This window comes from Nonlabens ponticola (assembly GCF_003966335.1).
Taxonomy (GTDB): domain Bacteria; phylum Bacteroidota; class Bacteroidia; order Flavobacteriales; family Flavobacteriaceae; genus Nonlabens; species Nonlabens ponticola.
In genome coordinates, this window is the sequence record NZ_CP034549.1 from 957,699 (window position 1) to 973,538 (window position 15,840).

Consider the following 15,840-nt stretch of genomic DNA (forward strand, 5'->3'; position numbering starts at 1 on the left):
TTATTAATTGATTTACTTACATTATAAAATTATCGCTGATGCTCTCATTGTTCTGGACGCTCTTCATAACGCCTGCAAATAAGGCTGCACAGCTTAGTACTTTGATTTTTTTGCTCTCTTTCTTGAGCGGTATAGAATCGGTAACGATAAGCTCTTCTAGCTTAGAATTTTCAATGCGCTCATATGCTTTTCCAGAAAGTATCGCGTGTGTACAAATCGCACGTACGCTTTTTGCACCACGCTCCATCATGACATCAGCAGCCTTAGTCAATGTTCCTGCAGTATCTACCATGTCGTCCACGAGCACTACATTCTTTCCAGTCACATCGCCTATCAGTTCCATGTGTGAAATGATGTTAGCCTTTTGACGTTGTTTATAACACACAACTACATCGCTCTCAAGAGTCTTAGAGTAGGCGTAAGCTCTCTTTGAGCCACCCATATCTGGTGACGCAATCGTCAAATCGCTCAGGTTCAAATCTCTTAAATAAGGGATGAATAAAGACGATGCAAATAAGTGATCTACTGGCTTTTCAAAGAAGCCCTGAATTTGATCTGCATGTAAGTCCATAGTCACGATGCGAGTTGCACCAGCTGCTTCAAGAACTTTGGCGATCATCTTGGCACCTATGGGTACACGAGGCTTATCCTTGCGATCCTGTCGTGCCCAACCGAAGTAAGGTATCACAGCTGTGATATGACGAGCGCTAGCCCTTTTTGCCGCATCAATCATGAGCAACAGCTCCATCAAGTTGTCGCTACTAGGATGTGTGGATCCTATTAAAAAAATACGACGACCTCTTATGGATTCCTCAAAACTAGGCTGGAATTCTCCATCACTAAAGGTGGTAAAATTTACCTGACCTAGAGACGCGCCGTACTTATCTGCAATTGCTTGTGCAAGATCCGTGCTTTGACGGCAACCGAATAATTTTGCTTCTGATACGGAGTAAGGCATCTTAAAGATCTTTTAGTGTCCTGATTTTAAGGCTGCAAATGTAAAACTAATTTTAATCACGGCTTTAAAATTGCCTAAGAAATATGCTATTTGAAAAAGATATTTTGTTACTTTTGCCATCCCAATTTTAATGCCTCAGTGGTGGAATTGGTAGACACGTTGGATTCAAAATCCAATGCTTCACGGCGTGCCGGTTCGATTCCGGCCTGAGGTACTTTTTAATTAGAGAACCCTAGCAATATCAATTGATTTGATAGCTAGGGTTTTTTATTGGAAAGAACTGTGGTAAAAAATAATGTGAATAGTCTGATGGTATTAGTTGCGAAACCCTAAGAAGCAGTAAGCGCATTTTTCTTGCGCTCCTTGTATTCTTGTGAATAGCGTATGATCGTTTGTTGAAACTCTTTTAAGTCATAGGGTTTTACAATGATGTCATCCATTCCAGAATCTAATATCTGCGCTCTCATTTCTTCCAATTCTACTGCGGTCAAGGCGACTATCGGGACATCACTGTATTGCCTGATGATGCTTGTTGCTTCTATACCATCCATAATAGGCATGTTTACATCCATTAATATAAGGTCGTATGCTTTATTCTGAGTCATATTGACGGCGATCTCACCGTTTTCGGCAATCTCGCACTTGACATCAAACTTTTCAAGAATTTTTTTAGTAACCATCTGATTGATCTTGTTGTCCTCAACGATCAAAACTTCTAGCTTGTTCAATAATTTTACTGGATATACTTTTTTAACTTCAGTATTCTCAAAAACATGATTTTTTACTTCTTCAAATTCATAGTCGAACCAAAAAGTTGATCCTATACCTAATGTACTCTCTACGTGAATGCGAGAATCTACAGCAGTAAGTAATTTTTTTACAATCGATAATCCTAAACCTGTGCCTTGATAGTTATAGGACTTTTGTTCACCTTGAGTAAACTCCTCAAAAATGCTATCGATCTTTTCTTGACCTATTCCATGACCAGTATCGCTTATGGAAAATCTGATACATGAGTTTTGTATACCCAATGCTGTCTTGACATCTACAGTAATTGTTCCTTGCTCTGTAAACTTGCAGGCATTACCTACTAGATTCATGAGTATTTGAGAAAGAATAGTCATATTTCCTTTGACTAAAAGCGGTAAATCATCTGAGAAGTTGATTTTAATTTCATTACCATTTTGATTCTTAAGATATTCAAAAGTGGACACAATATTTTTGACAAGATCAACCACATTGAATACATCGTCGCTGTTTTCAATCTTAGTTTTAGAATCAATTTTATTGATATGCAATACATCATTTACTAATGCAAGCAAATAGTCTGCACTAAATTTCAGGGATCTAAGATCTTGTGATTGTTCCTTATCCTTATTGCGTTCCATAAGAATGGTACTTAAACCAATAACTCCATATAATGGAGTTCTCAATTCGTGACTCACAGTCGAGAAGAAATCGCTTTTGACTTTAGCCAGTTGTTGGGTTTTTTCTTTCTCTTGTAGGTATTGATCGTTTTTTCTTTCTAAGACTTTGATGAATTGCTTTCGTCGTTTAGATACAAAAATGGTAAATATCAAAAAGCCTATTACTAAAGTTATCAGCGCTGCAAGTAGGTAATTGAGTTCAGTTCTATTTTCAATTGTTGCTTGCTGTTCATCTATTGCCAGATTTTCTTGAGCAATTTCCTTCTGCATTTCATCAAAATTGAATTTAGCAGCAAGGCGTTTGCTTACCTCGTCATTTTTAAATAATTGATTGATTTCAGCTAGGCTGTCGTGTTTAAAAAGGTAGCTATAAGCTTCCTGATATTTCTCTTGTGATTGTAGTGCATTAGCATATTCTTTGTAGGCATTAGCTAGAATCTCGCTGAAGCCATTTCGTCGGGCGATGGCGATGGCATTTTCAAAATAGAGTTGTGCAACTTTGTAATTTCTTGAAGTCATGTTGCGTTTTGCAAGTATTAGATTGGTACTTGCTCTAAAATCTTCGCTCACATTAGGTGAGGTTAGTAGTTGCCTAAGCGGTTCAATAAGACCATCCGCAATTTCTTTATTTTCTTCAGTAGGCTTGTCCATTAGAGCCTGATAATAATTATAATAGGTATTTTCAAGCCCTAAAGTATCATTGATCTTTTTATTGATTTTGATGGCATTCTTGTAATAAAAAACACCTTTGTCAAAAGTGCTGTCTGTTAGCGTGAGTAAACTAGCTAGTGAGGTATAAGAATTTGCGAGTGCTGATGGATCCTTACTTTTTCTCGCATACTCATAAGACTTTAATAAGCTTTCTCTTGCCTTAATGGTATCTTCTAGGACTAGATAATCATACCCTAAATAATTATAGGAATAGTGTAGGGTAAGGTCATCACCAGCTTCTTTGGCAAGTTTTATCGTTTTGATATTATTTTTAAAAGACTCGTCAAACTTACCAATGGTGTATAGGTAATACGATTGATCAAGCATCTCATCAAGCTCAGCTTTACTTACAGTTGTATCTTGCTGTGTACTTACATTATTTACGAACGATACTCCAGCTTTAATGCTATTAACGCTTGCATAAGTATTACCAAAACATGCTATGAGCGCGAGGCAATAAAAAAGGTTTCTGATTATAGAGTGCATAAATGTCAAGGTAGTAAAGAGGTATCTACAATGATTTGATCGCAAAATAGAGAGTAAATTGCTGTATTGCTTGATTTTAGACTGTTTCAGCTGTCATTTTACGATGAATTACATAAAATGATCCATCACAGTAACTATCTTGAGGCTTTTTTACTTCAAATAGTTCTCTTGAAAACAATCCATTTATTTCTGTTTTGTCTCTTTATTTCAGCTTTGGGATGGTCGCAAACAGACTCACTGCAACCTATCGTTATTAAGACTGTGAAAACCGTAGATCTTGATGACTCACTAGAAGATTTGCCGTTCTCGCTTTCGCGAAAGCGGTACCCCAATAAAAATCTCCAACAACAGCTGTCACTGGATGAGTACCTACAAGGCATTCCAGGACTTTTTGTTCTCAATCGCAATAATTATTCTCAAGATCTGCGCATATCTATGCGTGGCTTTGGTGCGCGGTCGGCCTTTGGGATAAGAGGCATCAAGATTGTCGTTGATGGAATACCGGAAACCACGCCCGATGGCCAAGGACAAATTGACAATCTTGCACTAGGGATTATAGACGAGATTACCGTGTTGCGTGGCCCATCATCCTTACTGTATGGGAATGCGGCTGGTGGCGTGATTGATATACGTACCCAACAGGATTTTGAAAATAACTATGTGCAGGCAGGAATTACCACTGGTAGTTTTAACATGACTAATTATGATGTGCAAGCAGGTTTTAGAACGGGAAAAGCCAGTACTGTAATCGCTGCCAATCGCATTACGACGGATGGTTATCGAGACCACAGTGGTTTTGAAAGTTATGGTTTCAATGCAACCACGCGGTTACCACTAAGCGACACAGATGGAGTAAACTTTCAACTCAATTACACCAATAGTCCATTAGCGCTGGATGCTGGCGGTTTGACTATTGAAGAAGTAAATCTTGATAGATCCCAAGCCAGAGCACGTAATGTTGAGTTTGACACACAGGAACAGGTACAGCAGATTAAAACGGGAATTAGCTACAAGAAAGACTGGCAGGATATTGCTCTTAATTCCTATGCGTTTTATACATATCGTGATTTTAATAACAAGCTACCTTTTGAGAATAGTGGCGCAGTTGAATTATACCGCAACTACTATGGTCATGGAACTGATATATCATTTTATAATGAATTAGGTAATTGGAATAACCAATTGCAAGCAGGCTATGCAATCGCTTTGCAGGAAGATCAGCGTTTGCGATTTGACAATGAGATGGGCGATGTTACAAATCAGGTTTTAGGGCAGCTGGAACAATATCACAACTATGGTTTTTATGTAATTGATAAATTGCAAAATAACAACTGGACAATTCTTGCTGGATTGCGATATGATATCAATCGCATAGGTGTAGAAGATAGATTTGCAAATGATGGCAGCGGCGATAGCGATTACCTCAATGCCTTGAGCGGCAGCCTAGGAGTCAACTATAGCCTGGGAAACATCGATCTATTTGCCAATTTCTCTACCAGTTTTGAGACGCCGGCGTTAAGTGAATTATCTGCAAATCCAGACGGCAGTGCAGGTTTTAATCTAGATTTAAAACCGCAAACCGCCCAGAATTATGAGATAGGTATCAAGTCATCAATGCAAAGATTTGATTACAGCGTCGCACTATTTTACATACAATCACAAGATGATCTTGTTCCTTTCCAGATAGAAGAATTTGATGGTAGGACCTTCTACCGCAATGCTGGTGAGATAGATAGGCAAGGACTTGAGCTGTCTGCCGCATATCAATTGAGTACGTCTTTAGGATTTAGCGCGACATACACGTATAGTGATTTCACGTATGAAGATTATGAGATAAATGGTACTGATTTATCAGGAAACAGGCTGCCTGGATTGCCAGAGCATCTCGCGAGTGTAGCGATCAATTACAGCAGGTCAAGATTTGCCGCTCAAACGTCAATGGATTATCGTGGTGAATTGTTTGCAAATGATTCTAATGAGACGCTGGTGGATGATGCCTTTATTGCAAATGCCAGTGTCAATTATGACTTCACTGTAGGTAATGATAGGTTATCGATTTACGGTGGCCTCAATAATTTTTTAGATCAGGATTATTTTGATAATGTAAGGCTCAACGCCTTTGGCAATAGGTTCTATGAGCCAGCGCAAGGAATCAATGGTTACCTGGGTGTTCGTTATCGATTTGAGTAGGCAATAATTACATGTTTCCTCGATCGCGTTAACGTTATTTTATATATTACCGTTTTTATCTAACTCGCTCGCTCAATGGATGATTTAATCACCAACTTTCTTTTTGGTTTCTGGCATGTTCTCGATCTACAGGCCTATGACCACATACTTTTCATCACACTTCTTGCCATGCCATTTTTATTCAACAGTTGGCGCAAATTGTTGCTGCTGGTCACGGCCTTTACCATAGGTCATTCCATCTCCTTGTTATTGGTGGTTTATGGCAAGGTCACGTTTGCAACTGCATACATTGAATTTCTCATTCCAGTGACGATAGCTGTGACTGCTTTGTATAACATTTTTACTGCAGGAAGAAGACATCGCGATAGCACGCCATGGCTCACGGCTATGATTGCCTTGTTTTTTGGTTTGATTCATGGCTTCGGTTTTTCTAGTGCTTTTAAAATGTTGGCGTCTGGTAGTGATCAAAACACCTTGCTGTTGTTGCTTGAATTTGCTTTGGGTATTGAGGCGGCACAGCTGGTAATCGTTCTTATCGTTTTGACGATTACATTTATCTTTACGGGTATCTTCCGTTTCAATAAAAAGGAGTGGACACAGATTATTTCGGCAATTATTCTGGGTATTGTGATCCCTATGTTGATCGACCGCTGGATCTGGTAGATGTGTTTTAATATTGATGGCTGTTACGCTTTCGCGAAAGCAAAATCACCACCATCATAACAACAATTATCAAGCATTGAAAAAGGAAAAACAGCTCAAATATGACATCGCCTACTTGAAAATGGCGACGGAATGGGCGCAGCTGTCCTATTGCAAGCGACGTAAGGTAGGTGCGCTTATCGTGCGCGATCGCATGATTATAAGCGATGGTTATAATGGTACTCCTAGTGGTTTTGAGAACTACTGCGAGGACGATGATGGCTATACAAAATGGTATGTCCTGCATGCCGAGGCTAATGCGATACTCAAAGTCGCTGGCTCTACACAATCCTGTGCTGGCGCAACCTTGTATATTACCATGTCGCCATGCCAGAACTGTAGCAAGCTCATCCACCAGAGTGGCATTAAACGTGTAGTCTATGTAGAGGCTTACAAGGACGATAGTGGGCTGCAATTTTTGCAAAAAGCTGGCGTTCAAGTAGATCAAATCGCTAACCTAGATCAATGAAAAAACGCTACATCTTTTATCCCTTATTCCTAGGACTTTTTATGGCCGCTGGTATCCTGCTAGGTCATTATTTGTCTTATAATGGAATGGATAATAGTTTGATGGCGACCACCAGTGTGCAAAAACGTAAACTCAACAGGCTTATCGATATCATCGACCAGCGATACGTGGATGAGGTCAACACTGATAGCATTGTAGATGTCACAGTAAACGATATTCTAGGAAATCTCGATCCACATAGTGTTTACATACCCAACGATCAGGCAGCCGATGCTGCTACAGATTTGCGCGGGAATTTCGTGGGTATCGGTATAAGGTATTTCGTTAATCAGGATACCATTTCAGTACTCTCAACTATTAAGGATGGACCCAGTCGTGAGGCAGGCATAAAGAGTGGCGACAAGATTCTCTATCTAGACGGGCAACCATTATTTGGAGAAGATAAGCTAAGCACTGATGCGTTAAAAGGTGAAAAAGGAAGCGAGATCACATTAGGTGTATTGCAACCTGGATTTGATGAGATCATCAATGTTCCTGTAACTCGCGGTAATGTTGCTATTGAGAGCATTGACGCTGCCTACATGCTTACCGATAAGTTAGGTTACATAAAGGTCAACCGCTTTGCAGAAACTACTACCGAAGAGTTTGACGTAGCGATTGAGAAATTAAAAAATGAAGGTGCGAGCGAAATCGCGGTAGATTTAAGAGATAATTCTGGTGGTGTTCTAAGTGCAGCACTTAGCATGGCAGATGAATTCCTGCGTGAAGATCAATTGATCCTATTTCAAAAGGATCGAGAAAACCAGCGTAAGAACAGTTATGCTTCTAGCGATGGAGATTTTGAAGATAAGCAGGTTTATATCTTGATAAACGAGAATAGTGCGAGTGCCAGCGAGATTGTTGCCGGTGCGTTGCAGGATAATGATAAGGGCACCATTATAGGTCGCCGCAGCTTTGGTAAAGGTCTTGTACAACAGGAAATGCAATTGGGCGATGGTAGTGCGGTGCGCATCACGGTTGCTAGATATTACACGCCTACGGGTCGCAGCATTCAGCGACCATATGACACAGGTAACGAGGACTATTATAACGAGTACATTGAGCGTTTTGAAAATGGAGAGATGCAGGATGAAAATAATATTGAGGTAAACGATTCTCTAAAATTCACCACGCCAGCTGGTAAGGTCGTTTACGGCGGTGGTGGCATTATTCCAGATGTGTTTGTTCCAGCACCTTCAAGTTTTGCAGAACAAACGTTGGAGTATTTTGCAAGAACAGGTTATGCCGATCGTATCGCTAACGATTTTCTACAAAATGAAGGCAAGGATTTGAGAAAGTTACCAAAAAACGAGTTTATTGAGAACTATAAGATACCACGCAGTTTGATTGATGAGTTCATGGCAAGTGCTAGAAGAAATCAGCGGTCACTGCGCTTGAATAAATACCGGGATTATCTTGCATTATTGCTCAAAGCATCGCTGGCCGAGCAATTATACGGTACTGATGTGAAAATAATGATGCTCAACTCTCAAGACACCATGATTCTTAAACTAAAAGAATTGAGCGCAGCAAACTAAGATTCCTTACGCTCCTTTATTTTATAGGACATCAATAAAATACTGAGTAGAATAATACCACACAGCGCTGCTATAATGCTTATCACAGCAATTTGACTATCACCATATAAGATGTTTGAAAAGTCCAGCTTCAAGGCATTAAAAACAATGCTTGCGACGGCTAGCGCCATCAGAACATAAACGAGGTACTTCATAATTAAAAGAGTTCTTTAATGTTAGTCGCAAATAGCTTTACAGCTATCGCCAGCAAGATAACACCGAAGATTTTTCTAACCACATTGATCCCTTGTTTTCCTAGGACTTTCTCAATTCGTCCAGAGTTCTTGAGTACTATGTACACAAATAAGATGTTGACCAAAATCGCGATTATGATGTTCACCGCGGCATATTCTGATCTCAAGGAAAGTACAGAGGTAAGCGTACCGGCACCAGCAATCAAAGGGAAAGCGATAGGAATGATGGCCGCGGTTTCTGGCTGATCATCCTTGTATAGTTGTACACCTAGAATCATCTCGAGCGCAATAAAAAAGATGATAAAAGCACCAGCTACTGCAAAGGAGTTGACGTCAATCCCAATAAGCGACAGCATGCTCTCACCCACAAACATGAATACAATCATCAATAGTCCAGCAACGACACTAGCTTTTTCACTTTGAATGTGACCTACCTTGCGTCGCAGATCCACTATTATAGGAATACTGCCCACGATATCAATCACGGCAAAGAGTATCATACTTGCAGTAAAGATCTCTTTGAAATCTATGGCAATAAAAAAGTCAGAAATCAGGCTAAAATTCATATCACGCTTTTTTTCGGCGTGCAAAAGTACTGCCTTTAAGTAGATTAGAAACCACCTGTAAAAGTTAAGTTATGATTAAATAACAGATGCCAGTTAGCGTTAATTAGTTGTCAGTTTCCAGTCACCAGTTTTTACTTGTCAAACTCTCATGTCTCTTTGATCATATTCCACAATTACTTGAAAAAGAAAGTCAGAATTATGACGTTTTGGGTTTTGTTGATTGATTTGTTGAAGCTGCAACATTTTTTTATTGAATATCATGGTCGAATTATTCTGGCAATTTTAACTACGAGATAGCTCTCGACTGCGCTCGAGCAAGCATCTTAACTAACTAACTAACTAACTAACTAACTAACTAACTAACTAACTAACTAACTAACTAACTAACTAACTAACTAACTAACTAACTAACTAACTAACTCACCAACTCTCCAACTCACTTACTAAAAACCTACTCGTATCTTTGCTGTATAATTCACAATTCATGTTTCAGCTAGGGAAGACGATAGTTTCTGATGATGTTTTAGAAAAAGACTTTGTTTGCAATCTCACTGCCTGCAAAGGTGTTTGTTGTGTTGCTGGTGAAGCTGGAGCTCCTCTTGATCGCGATGAACTCGATATTCTAGATCGTGAGTACGAGAAAGTTAAGCCATACTTGAGACCTGAAGGAATTGCTGCCATTGAGCAACAAGGAACATGGATCGAGCGTGAGAATGGCGAGCTAGAAACTCCTCTAGTTGATGGTGCAGAATGTGCATATACGCTATTTAAGGAAGATGGAACGGCACTTTGCGGAATTGAAGCAGCCTATCGCGATGGTGCGACTCAATATTACAAACCACTATCCTGCCATTTATATCCAGTAAGATTACAGGAATACACAGATTTTGTAGCCGTCAACTATCATAAATGGCAAATCTGTGACGACGCCTGTGAGCTAGGTGAAGAATTAGGTGTGCCTGTCTATAAATTTTTAAAAGAGCCTTTAATTAGAAAATTTGGTCCAACTTGGTATGCAGAGTTGGAAGAGATTGCGGAGATGAAGAATAATAGTTAGAAATTGAGTGAAATATTTGATTTCGGTATTATAGCCGAAGATTAAATTGATCAACTGTTGAACAATCTTTAAATGAGAAAATTCTTTTTGATATTGGCCTTGTGTCCAATCCTCTTTTCCTGTTCGGATTTCAACGGTAAGAAGAATGGCGAGCCTTTAAGTCAGGTAATTAACTCTTCAAGAACAGATTCTGTAGATTGTAGTGAATTATGGGCGAAGAGATTTTGGGACGATGAGAAGCGAAATCAATTGATTGACAGTATTATTTCAAGCAACGACTTGACGCCTAACAATTCTATACTTCTTAATAGGCTAAGAGCATCCAACAAAAACAATCTAGTATTCAAAAAACCGCTTGCACCTATCTATAGATTATCACCTGATGAACTTGGTATTTTTTCATTTCCTAAGTACAATATGGAAGGAGATGTGATTATATCTTTTTCGCCTGAAATAAGTTTGATGGACAGCCATGGAATAGATTATCCCTTGAATACAGAGAATTACGGAGTTTTACAGTTTTTCCCAAGTATCATGGATTCTATGTACAGCCAGCAAGAACGACCGAAACTATTTTATCACACAGATCAAAAAACAGGAGTCTTTTCAATAGAAAATTTAGGAGTTTATGAGGATGAGTGTTTGACCTACCATCAATATAGCATTGACACAACTAGTATTAGTCTTGAGGATCATTTATTGTTTAGCAGTCCATTCAAAATCGACTTGGTTTTTGAGAACAAAAAAGAAGTAGATTATCTATTCAAAACTGACCCTATTAAAAATTGTGCTGACTGCGGTAACAGTTGGCATTTGCAAAAGACATTTGCAAGACTTGAAGGCACTGAGAATGTGTTTTTCGTTTACGCCGATACGTTCCCATTAAACAATGAATTGGATACACCTTCACGAGCCCTGATTTATGTTACCGACTCTGACGAAGTTATTTACTTATGGTATGAAGAGATCGATTTATTTGGTTGTAGTTGTCTGTAGGTCATACTGATTTGTGTTGCGTTAGGGATTGCAGTGAAAATCCTTTTCATCGTGCGACAGGCATGATGAAAAGACCTGCCTGCCTGCCGGCAGGTTGTTACGTAAAGCCCAATCCCCAAATTTTTGGGAAACGCCCTAATAATGCCATTTATCAATAACCTTTGCGCTTTAGCCTACTCAATATAGATGTTTCATCAAACCAATAAAAAGCCGCCTAATCCATTGGGTTAGACGGCTTATCAACATTATTATAGACTCCTTACGCCTCGCAGCTAGCACATTCTTTCTTCTGCTTGAATTTTTGCGCGGCGTTCATGCTGTGCTGGTAGTACAAGGACTTGAGTCCTAGCTTCCAGGCAGTGATGTGGATTTTGTTCACATCTTTAGTAGCCATTTCTGGGTGCACGATGATATTTACAGACTGTCCTTGATCGATATGATTCTGGCGGTTTGCTGCCTGATAGATGATGTCCATCTGGTCCAGCTCGCTGTAGGTCATAAAAACGGCCTTCTCATTCTCGGTTAAGAAATCGAGGTGCTGCACGCTACCATCATGATCGCGTATGTCGCGCCACACTTCTTGAGTGTTCATGCCTTTTTCTTCCAGCAATTCTACCAGGAATGGATTCTTTATCGTGGTCTTGATTTTGGCAATGTCTTTCACATAGATATTGGACCATATAGGCTCGATACCTTGCGATACTTGACCTAAAATAAAGGCGCTTGATGTTGTAGGTGCCACAGCGTTAAGAGTTGCATTTCTACGGCCATAGCCTTTGAGTAATTCTGGCTCGCCAAATTTCTGTGCCAACTCTTCGCTCGCTTTATAACTTTTCTCTTTAAGCGTCTTGAAGATCTCGCTGTTCAGGTCATAGGCTTCCTTACTGTTAAAGGCATGTCTTCTTGACTGTAATAGTGAGTGCCATCCTAGCGCACCTAATCCTAGGGAACGGTTCTCCTTAGCAAAATTGTAAGCGCGTTCCATAAATAGGAATGTCTGCTGGTCTTCTAGTTTGTCGCTATCACGGTAAGCCTCTAATTTCTCAAGGAACTCCGTAATTACCGCATCTAGGAAATACACCATTGTTTCAACGGCGTCTGTATTCTTCCACTTGTCATAATGCAGTAGGTTGATGCTGGATAATACACAAACAAAAGAGTACTTATCGCTGGACGGCAGCATGATCTCAGTACACAGGTTGCTGGCATAGATAGGCATCTTTTTATCCTGATAGACATCTGCCGCATTGTTGTTGGCATTGTCTGTAAAGAAAATGTATGGATAGCCCATCTCACCACGTGATTGCAGTACGCGTGCCCAGATGGTACGCTTTTTCTCATCACCTTCTATCATTTGCTCCATCCATTCATTGGTCACGGTCACACCGTGCGTTAATTCTTGGATAGGATTACCTTCAGTCCCTATTTCTAGGAATTCATTGATGTCTGGATGCTCAACTGGTAGGTATGGAGAGAAACGGCCACGACGCACAGATCCTTGACTTACTACATCCACCATGGATTCAAATAATCTCATGATGTGAACCGCGCCAGAAGCCTCACCATTGTTTTTAATGGCTGCACCACGATGGCGTATTTTACCAAAGTAACCAGAAGTACCACCACCTAGCTTTGACATCATCCCGACCTCAGACTGTGAGTATAGGATGTTACCTATATCATCATCAATGTGAGAACCAAAACAACTAATAGGCAAGCCACGACGCTTACCAAAGTTGGACCATACTGGCGACGCAAGTGAGTAGAAACCTTCACTCATGTAACCATAGAACTTGTCTGCATAGCCTGGAATACCTAGAATGGTTTCTGCACGCTCTGCGATTTCTCTTATACGACTTTCTGGTGTCGCGCCTGGTGTCAAATATCCAGCTTCTAGAAATTTGCGACTATTCTCATTAAGCCATTTAAAACCGCCATCTTCTTGCGGCTTTGCAGCGTTTAGTGCTGCTTTTCTAGCATCAACTAGTTTCTGGTTGGCATCAACCTTTGCGTCTTGTACTTGTTTTGTCGTGGTATTCTGTTCTTTCATAATTAAAATAGGTCGTCTTTGGTTACACTTTGTGCTCTCTTGGTATAGTTGATGGATCTCTTCACAAAGAAGTCTCCATGTTTTGTTGCAATAATCTCGTCGTCAAACCATTCTGTTTGTGCGACAAGCTCTTCATCGATCTCAAATACTGGCTCGATGCCTATGCTTGATAGGGAATTGTTGAATCTGTTCTTGATGAATTCATTCACGACCGCTTTAGGCAAGAAGTCTAGTTCACCTTCTTCAAATATCCAGTCCACAAGGGCGCTTTCTGCCTCAAAGGATTTGATACACATGTTTTTTATGCGGTCGTGGTATTCTTGAATAAACCATCCTGGTTGCTCCTCACGCAAGATCTTGATCAAGTCGATACCAAAGTCACCGTGGATTTGCTCCTCTTTACTCGTTGCCTCAACCACATTAGAAATTCCCTTCAACATATTCTTGTGCTTGTTAAAGCCCATGATGATTAGGAATTGTGAGAATAGTGATACGTGCTCGATAAATAATGAGAACAGCAGTACAGCTTCTGCATAGCTCTGATTATCGTCTGCCTTTGAGTTGCGCAATGCATTCTCAAGATACTGCACTCGCTTCATGATGACCGGCTTCTTTTTAAGCGCCTTGAACTCTTCATTCAAGCCTAGAATCTCGATGAGGTGTGAGTAGGCATCTGCGTGGCGCACTTCACTTTCTGCAAATGTGCTGCCCACGGCACCTATCTCTGGCTTAGGCATGCGGTGGTACAAATCACCCCAAAATGACTTGACGGCCACTTCAATTTGAGAGATCGCAAGCATGGTGTTCTTAATCGCGCTGCGCTCAACATCAGTCAATTGTGATTTAAAGTCCTGGATATCGCTGGTAAAATTATACTCTGTATGGATCCAGTAGCTGTGTCTTATCGCAGGTACATAATCATATAATTGTGGATACTCATACGGCTTGAGGTTCACGCGCTTCTCAAAGATGTCTGTCTTGCGTTCCAGCGCGCGTTGATTACGGTATAGGATATAGGCTTTGGCAGCTTCATGAAATTCTGTCTCCATGAGTCTGTTCTCGACGATGTCTTGAACCTGCTCGATGGTAGGTATATAATTAGGATCAATATCCTTGCGTTTCATCAAAGTTTTATAAACCGCAAGCGCCACGTTTTGGGCGTCTTCTTGCGTACCTGTATTCACTGCTTGCAAGGCCTTGAACACCGCATTTGTTATGTTGTTGAGGTCAAACGGTTTAACGCTAAAGTCTCTTTTCCTAATCTGTGTAATTTCCATGTCCTAACTTTTTGTTTACTGTGTTATTTAAAAGTCGCAATAGATCAAGGAAATTTTAAGGCGATATGTAGATGGTTGTTCACATGCTTATCAACAGTTATTTGAGCATGTGGCTAGACTGTATTTAGATGGTTTTAGTAGGTTGTTTCCTACTCTTGTATCCTGCATAAGTTCGTTGCCTGTTAATATGATTTTTTGGATTTTGCTTTCGCGAAAGCGTCATTTCCAAACACAGCCGTGACAAAAAAATGTCAACTAGCAGCTCATTTAAGATGTAAACAAGATGCCTTAGGATAATTGATTCAATTCTTGTCAAAATGTGACGATCCAGAAATGATCTCAAAGTTTATGAAGATGTCTCTTATTAGTAAGCGGACTATAGTGACATATTGTTAAATCTTTATAGATTGTTGTAAAAGACCGCTTATTATATGACGATCCTTACTGATTTTTGGTATTATCCTTATCAATAGAGTTAAATAACTTAACATAAGCAAGCTCAAACGCGCTATTCTCGTTAAGATCAAGGTAAGATTACGGTAAACCTATGCTAATAGTGGTTTTGCAGCTATATCGTGCCTGTATATTTGTAACAGAATTAATAACCATACAAACGAATATTATGAATTATACAGATAAAGTAGGAAACAAATTAAACGCATTACTCGAGAAAAACTATGATGCAGAAGCTGGCTATAAACTAGCAGCCGAGAAGGTACAAAACATGAGATTGAAAGAATTTTTCAAGACACAAACTCAAGAGCGTTATAATTTTGGTCATGAATTGAAAGAGGAACTTAAAAGCTTCGGGCAAGAGCCGGATAAAGGAACGAGTATTAAAGGTGATTTACACAGAACGTGGATGAATATCAAATCAACTTTTACGAGTGATAATGAGGAGGCGATTCTTGAGGAAGCTATAAGAGGAGAAAAAGCAGCAATCGAGGAATACAATGAAATTATTAGTGAGACTACATTGCCGCCATCAACTAAAAATGTGTTGACAAAGCATAGAGATAATATCCAGACAGCATTGAATAGAGTAAATGCCATGGAAGAGATGTTCTAGAATTAGTCCAGAACAACCAACTTAAAAACCCTGTTTTTCATTAGAAAAGCAGGGTTTTTTTATGCACTTATT

The 15,840-nt window shown here is 39.8% G+C and carries 13 protein-coding genes and 1 tRNA gene; 8 read left to right on the plus strand and 6 right to left on the minus strand.

The features are described 5' to 3' along the window. Positions 1–16: 16 nt before the first annotated feature. Positions 17–958: a ribose-phosphate pyrophosphokinase gene (locus tag EJ995_RS04375; RefSeq protein ID WP_126445979.1), complete on the minus strand. Its 942-nt coding sequence runs from the start codon at positions 956–958 to the stop codon at positions 17–19. Between the two features lie 132 nt (positions 959–1,090). On the opposite strand from EJ995_RS04375, the gene EJ995_RS04380 reads away from it, so the two are divergent. Then, positions 1,091–1,172: transfer RNA gene (locus EJ995_RS04380), tRNA-Leu, on the plus strand. 115 nt (positions 1,173–1,287) lie between these two features. Here the strand turns inward: EJ995_RS04380 and EJ995_RS04385 are convergent. Next, positions 1,288–3,582 (minus strand): tetratricopeptide repeat-containing hybrid sensor histidine kinase/response regulator, encoded by a 2,295-nt coding sequence (locus EJ995_RS04385; protein WP_126445981.1) that lies wholly within the window; start codon positions 3,580–3,582, stop codon positions 1,288–1,290. Positions 3,583–3,750: 168 nt separating this feature from the next. Between EJ995_RS04385 and EJ995_RS04390 the strand changes: the two genes are divergently transcribed. The 4 genes from EJ995_RS04390 (at position 3,751) to EJ995_RS04405 (ending at position 8,520) form a co-directional block, all read left to right on the plus strand. Then, entirely contained in the window at positions 3,751–5,772 is a 2,022-nt protein-coding gene (locus EJ995_RS04390; RefSeq protein WP_206482266.1) for a TonB-dependent receptor family protein, read from the plus strand. A 75-nt stretch (positions 5,773–5,847) separates the two neighbouring features. After that, entirely contained in the window at positions 5,848–6,435 is a 588-nt protein-coding gene (locus EJ995_RS04395; RefSeq protein ID WP_126445985.1) for a HupE/UreJ family protein, read from the plus strand. 76 nt (positions 6,436–6,511) lie between these two features. After that, a complete protein-coding gene (locus EJ995_RS04400) occupies positions 6,512–6,943 on the plus strand; it encodes a deoxycytidylate deaminase (protein WP_126448865.1) in 432 nt (143 codons plus the stop codon). Beyond that, positions 6,940–8,520 (plus strand): S41 family peptidase, encoded by a 1,581-nt coding sequence (locus EJ995_RS04405; RefSeq protein WP_126445987.1) that lies wholly within the window; start codon positions 6,940–6,942, stop codon positions 8,518–8,520. The genes EJ995_RS04400 and EJ995_RS04405 overlap by 4 nt, the downstream gene beginning before the upstream one ends. On the opposite strand, the gene EJ995_RS04410 is transcribed toward EJ995_RS04405, so the two are convergent. Continuing rightward, positions 8,517–8,714 (minus strand): hypothetical protein, encoded by a 198-nt coding sequence (locus EJ995_RS04410; protein WP_126445988.1) that lies wholly within the window; start codon positions 8,712–8,714, stop codon positions 8,517–8,519. The genes EJ995_RS04405 and EJ995_RS04410 overlap by 4 nt on opposite strands. Positions 8,715–8,716: 2 nt before the next feature. Further along, positions 8,717–9,319 (minus strand): MarC family protein, encoded by a 603-nt coding sequence (locus EJ995_RS04415; RefSeq protein WP_126445990.1) that lies wholly within the window; start codon positions 9,317–9,319, stop codon positions 8,717–8,719. A 484-nt stretch (positions 9,320–9,803) separates the two neighbouring features. Here EJ995_RS04415 and EJ995_RS04420 point away from each other — a divergent pair, with 484 nt between their 5' ends. Continuing rightward, the gene (locus EJ995_RS04420; protein ID WP_126445992.1) at positions 9,804–10,376 is read left to right on the plus strand and encodes a DUF3109 family protein; all 573 of its coding nucleotides are present in this window, start codon (positions 9,804–9,806) and stop codon (positions 10,374–10,376) included. Positions 10,377–10,448: 72 nt separating this feature from the next. After that, on the plus strand, positions 10,449–11,372 hold the full coding sequence (locus EJ995_RS04425; protein ID WP_126445994.1) for a hypothetical protein: 924 nt from the start codon (positions 10,449–10,451) through the stop codon (positions 11,370–11,372). Positions 11,373–11,631: 259 nt separating this feature from the next. On the opposite strand, the gene EJ995_RS04430 is transcribed toward EJ995_RS04425, so the two are convergent. Beyond that, positions 11,632–13,422, minus strand: coding sequence for a ribonucleoside-diphosphate reductase subunit alpha (locus EJ995_RS04430; RefSeq protein WP_126445996.1), 1,791 nt, complete (start codon positions 13,420–13,422; stop codon positions 11,632–11,634). Between the two features lie 2 nt (positions 13,423–13,424). Next, positions 13,425–14,699 (minus strand): ribonucleotide-diphosphate reductase subunit beta, encoded by a 1,275-nt coding sequence (locus tag EJ995_RS04435; RefSeq protein WP_126445998.1) that lies wholly within the window; start codon positions 14,697–14,699, stop codon positions 13,425–13,427. Between the two features lie 622 nt (positions 14,700–15,321). On the opposite strand from EJ995_RS04435, the gene EJ995_RS04440 reads away from it, so the two are divergent. Further along, positions 15,322–15,768 carry a ferritin-like domain-containing protein gene (locus EJ995_RS04440; protein ID WP_126446000.1) on the plus strand — a complete coding sequence of 149 codons (447 nt, stop codon included), beginning with the start codon at positions 15,322–15,324 and terminating at the stop codon, positions 15,766–15,768. Positions 15,769–15,840 lie beyond the last annotated feature (72 nt).

Excerpts from the sequence above, each read along its gene's own strand:
- EJ995_RS04375 (WP_126445979.1), bottom strand. The coding sequence starts at position 958 with ATGCCTTACTCCGTATCAGAAGCAAAATTATTCGGTTGCCGTCAAAGC.
- EJ995_RS04385 (WP_126445981.1), bottom strand. The coding sequence starts at position 3,582 with ATGCACTCTATAATCAGAAACCTTTTTTATTGCCTCGCGCTCATAGCA.
- EJ995_RS04395 (WP_126445985.1), top strand. The coding sequence starts at position 5,848 with ATGGATGATTTAATCACCAACTTTCTTTTTGGTTTCTGGCATGTTCTC.
- EJ995_RS04405 (WP_126445987.1), top strand. The coding sequence starts at position 6,940 with ATGAAAAAACGCTACATCTTTTATCCCTTATTCCTAGGACTTTTTATG.
- EJ995_RS04410 (WP_126445988.1), bottom strand. The coding sequence starts at position 8,714 with ATGAAGTACCTCGTTTATGTTCTGATGGCGCTAGCCGTCGCAAGCATT.
- EJ995_RS04415 (WP_126445990.1), bottom strand. The coding sequence starts at position 9,319 with ATGAATTTTAGCCTGATTTCTGACTTTTTTATTGCCATAGATTTCAAA.
- EJ995_RS04420 (WP_126445992.1), top strand. The coding sequence starts at position 9,804 with ATGTTTCAGCTAGGGAAGACGATAGTTTCTGATGATGTTTTAGAAAAA.
- EJ995_RS04425 (WP_126445994.1), top strand. The coding sequence starts at position 10,449 with ATGAGAAAATTCTTTTTGATATTGGCCTTGTGTCCAATCCTCTTTTCC.
- EJ995_RS04430 (WP_126445996.1), bottom strand. The coding sequence starts at position 13,422 with ATGAAAGAACAGAATACCACGACAAAACAAGTACAAGACGCAAAGGTT.
- EJ995_RS04435 (WP_126445998.1), bottom strand. The coding sequence starts at position 14,699 with ATGGAAATTACACAGATTAGGAAAAGAGACTTTAGCGTTAAACCGTTT.
- EJ995_RS04440 (WP_126446000.1), top strand. The coding sequence starts at position 15,322 with ATGAATTATACAGATAAAGTAGGAAACAAATTAAACGCATTACTCGAG.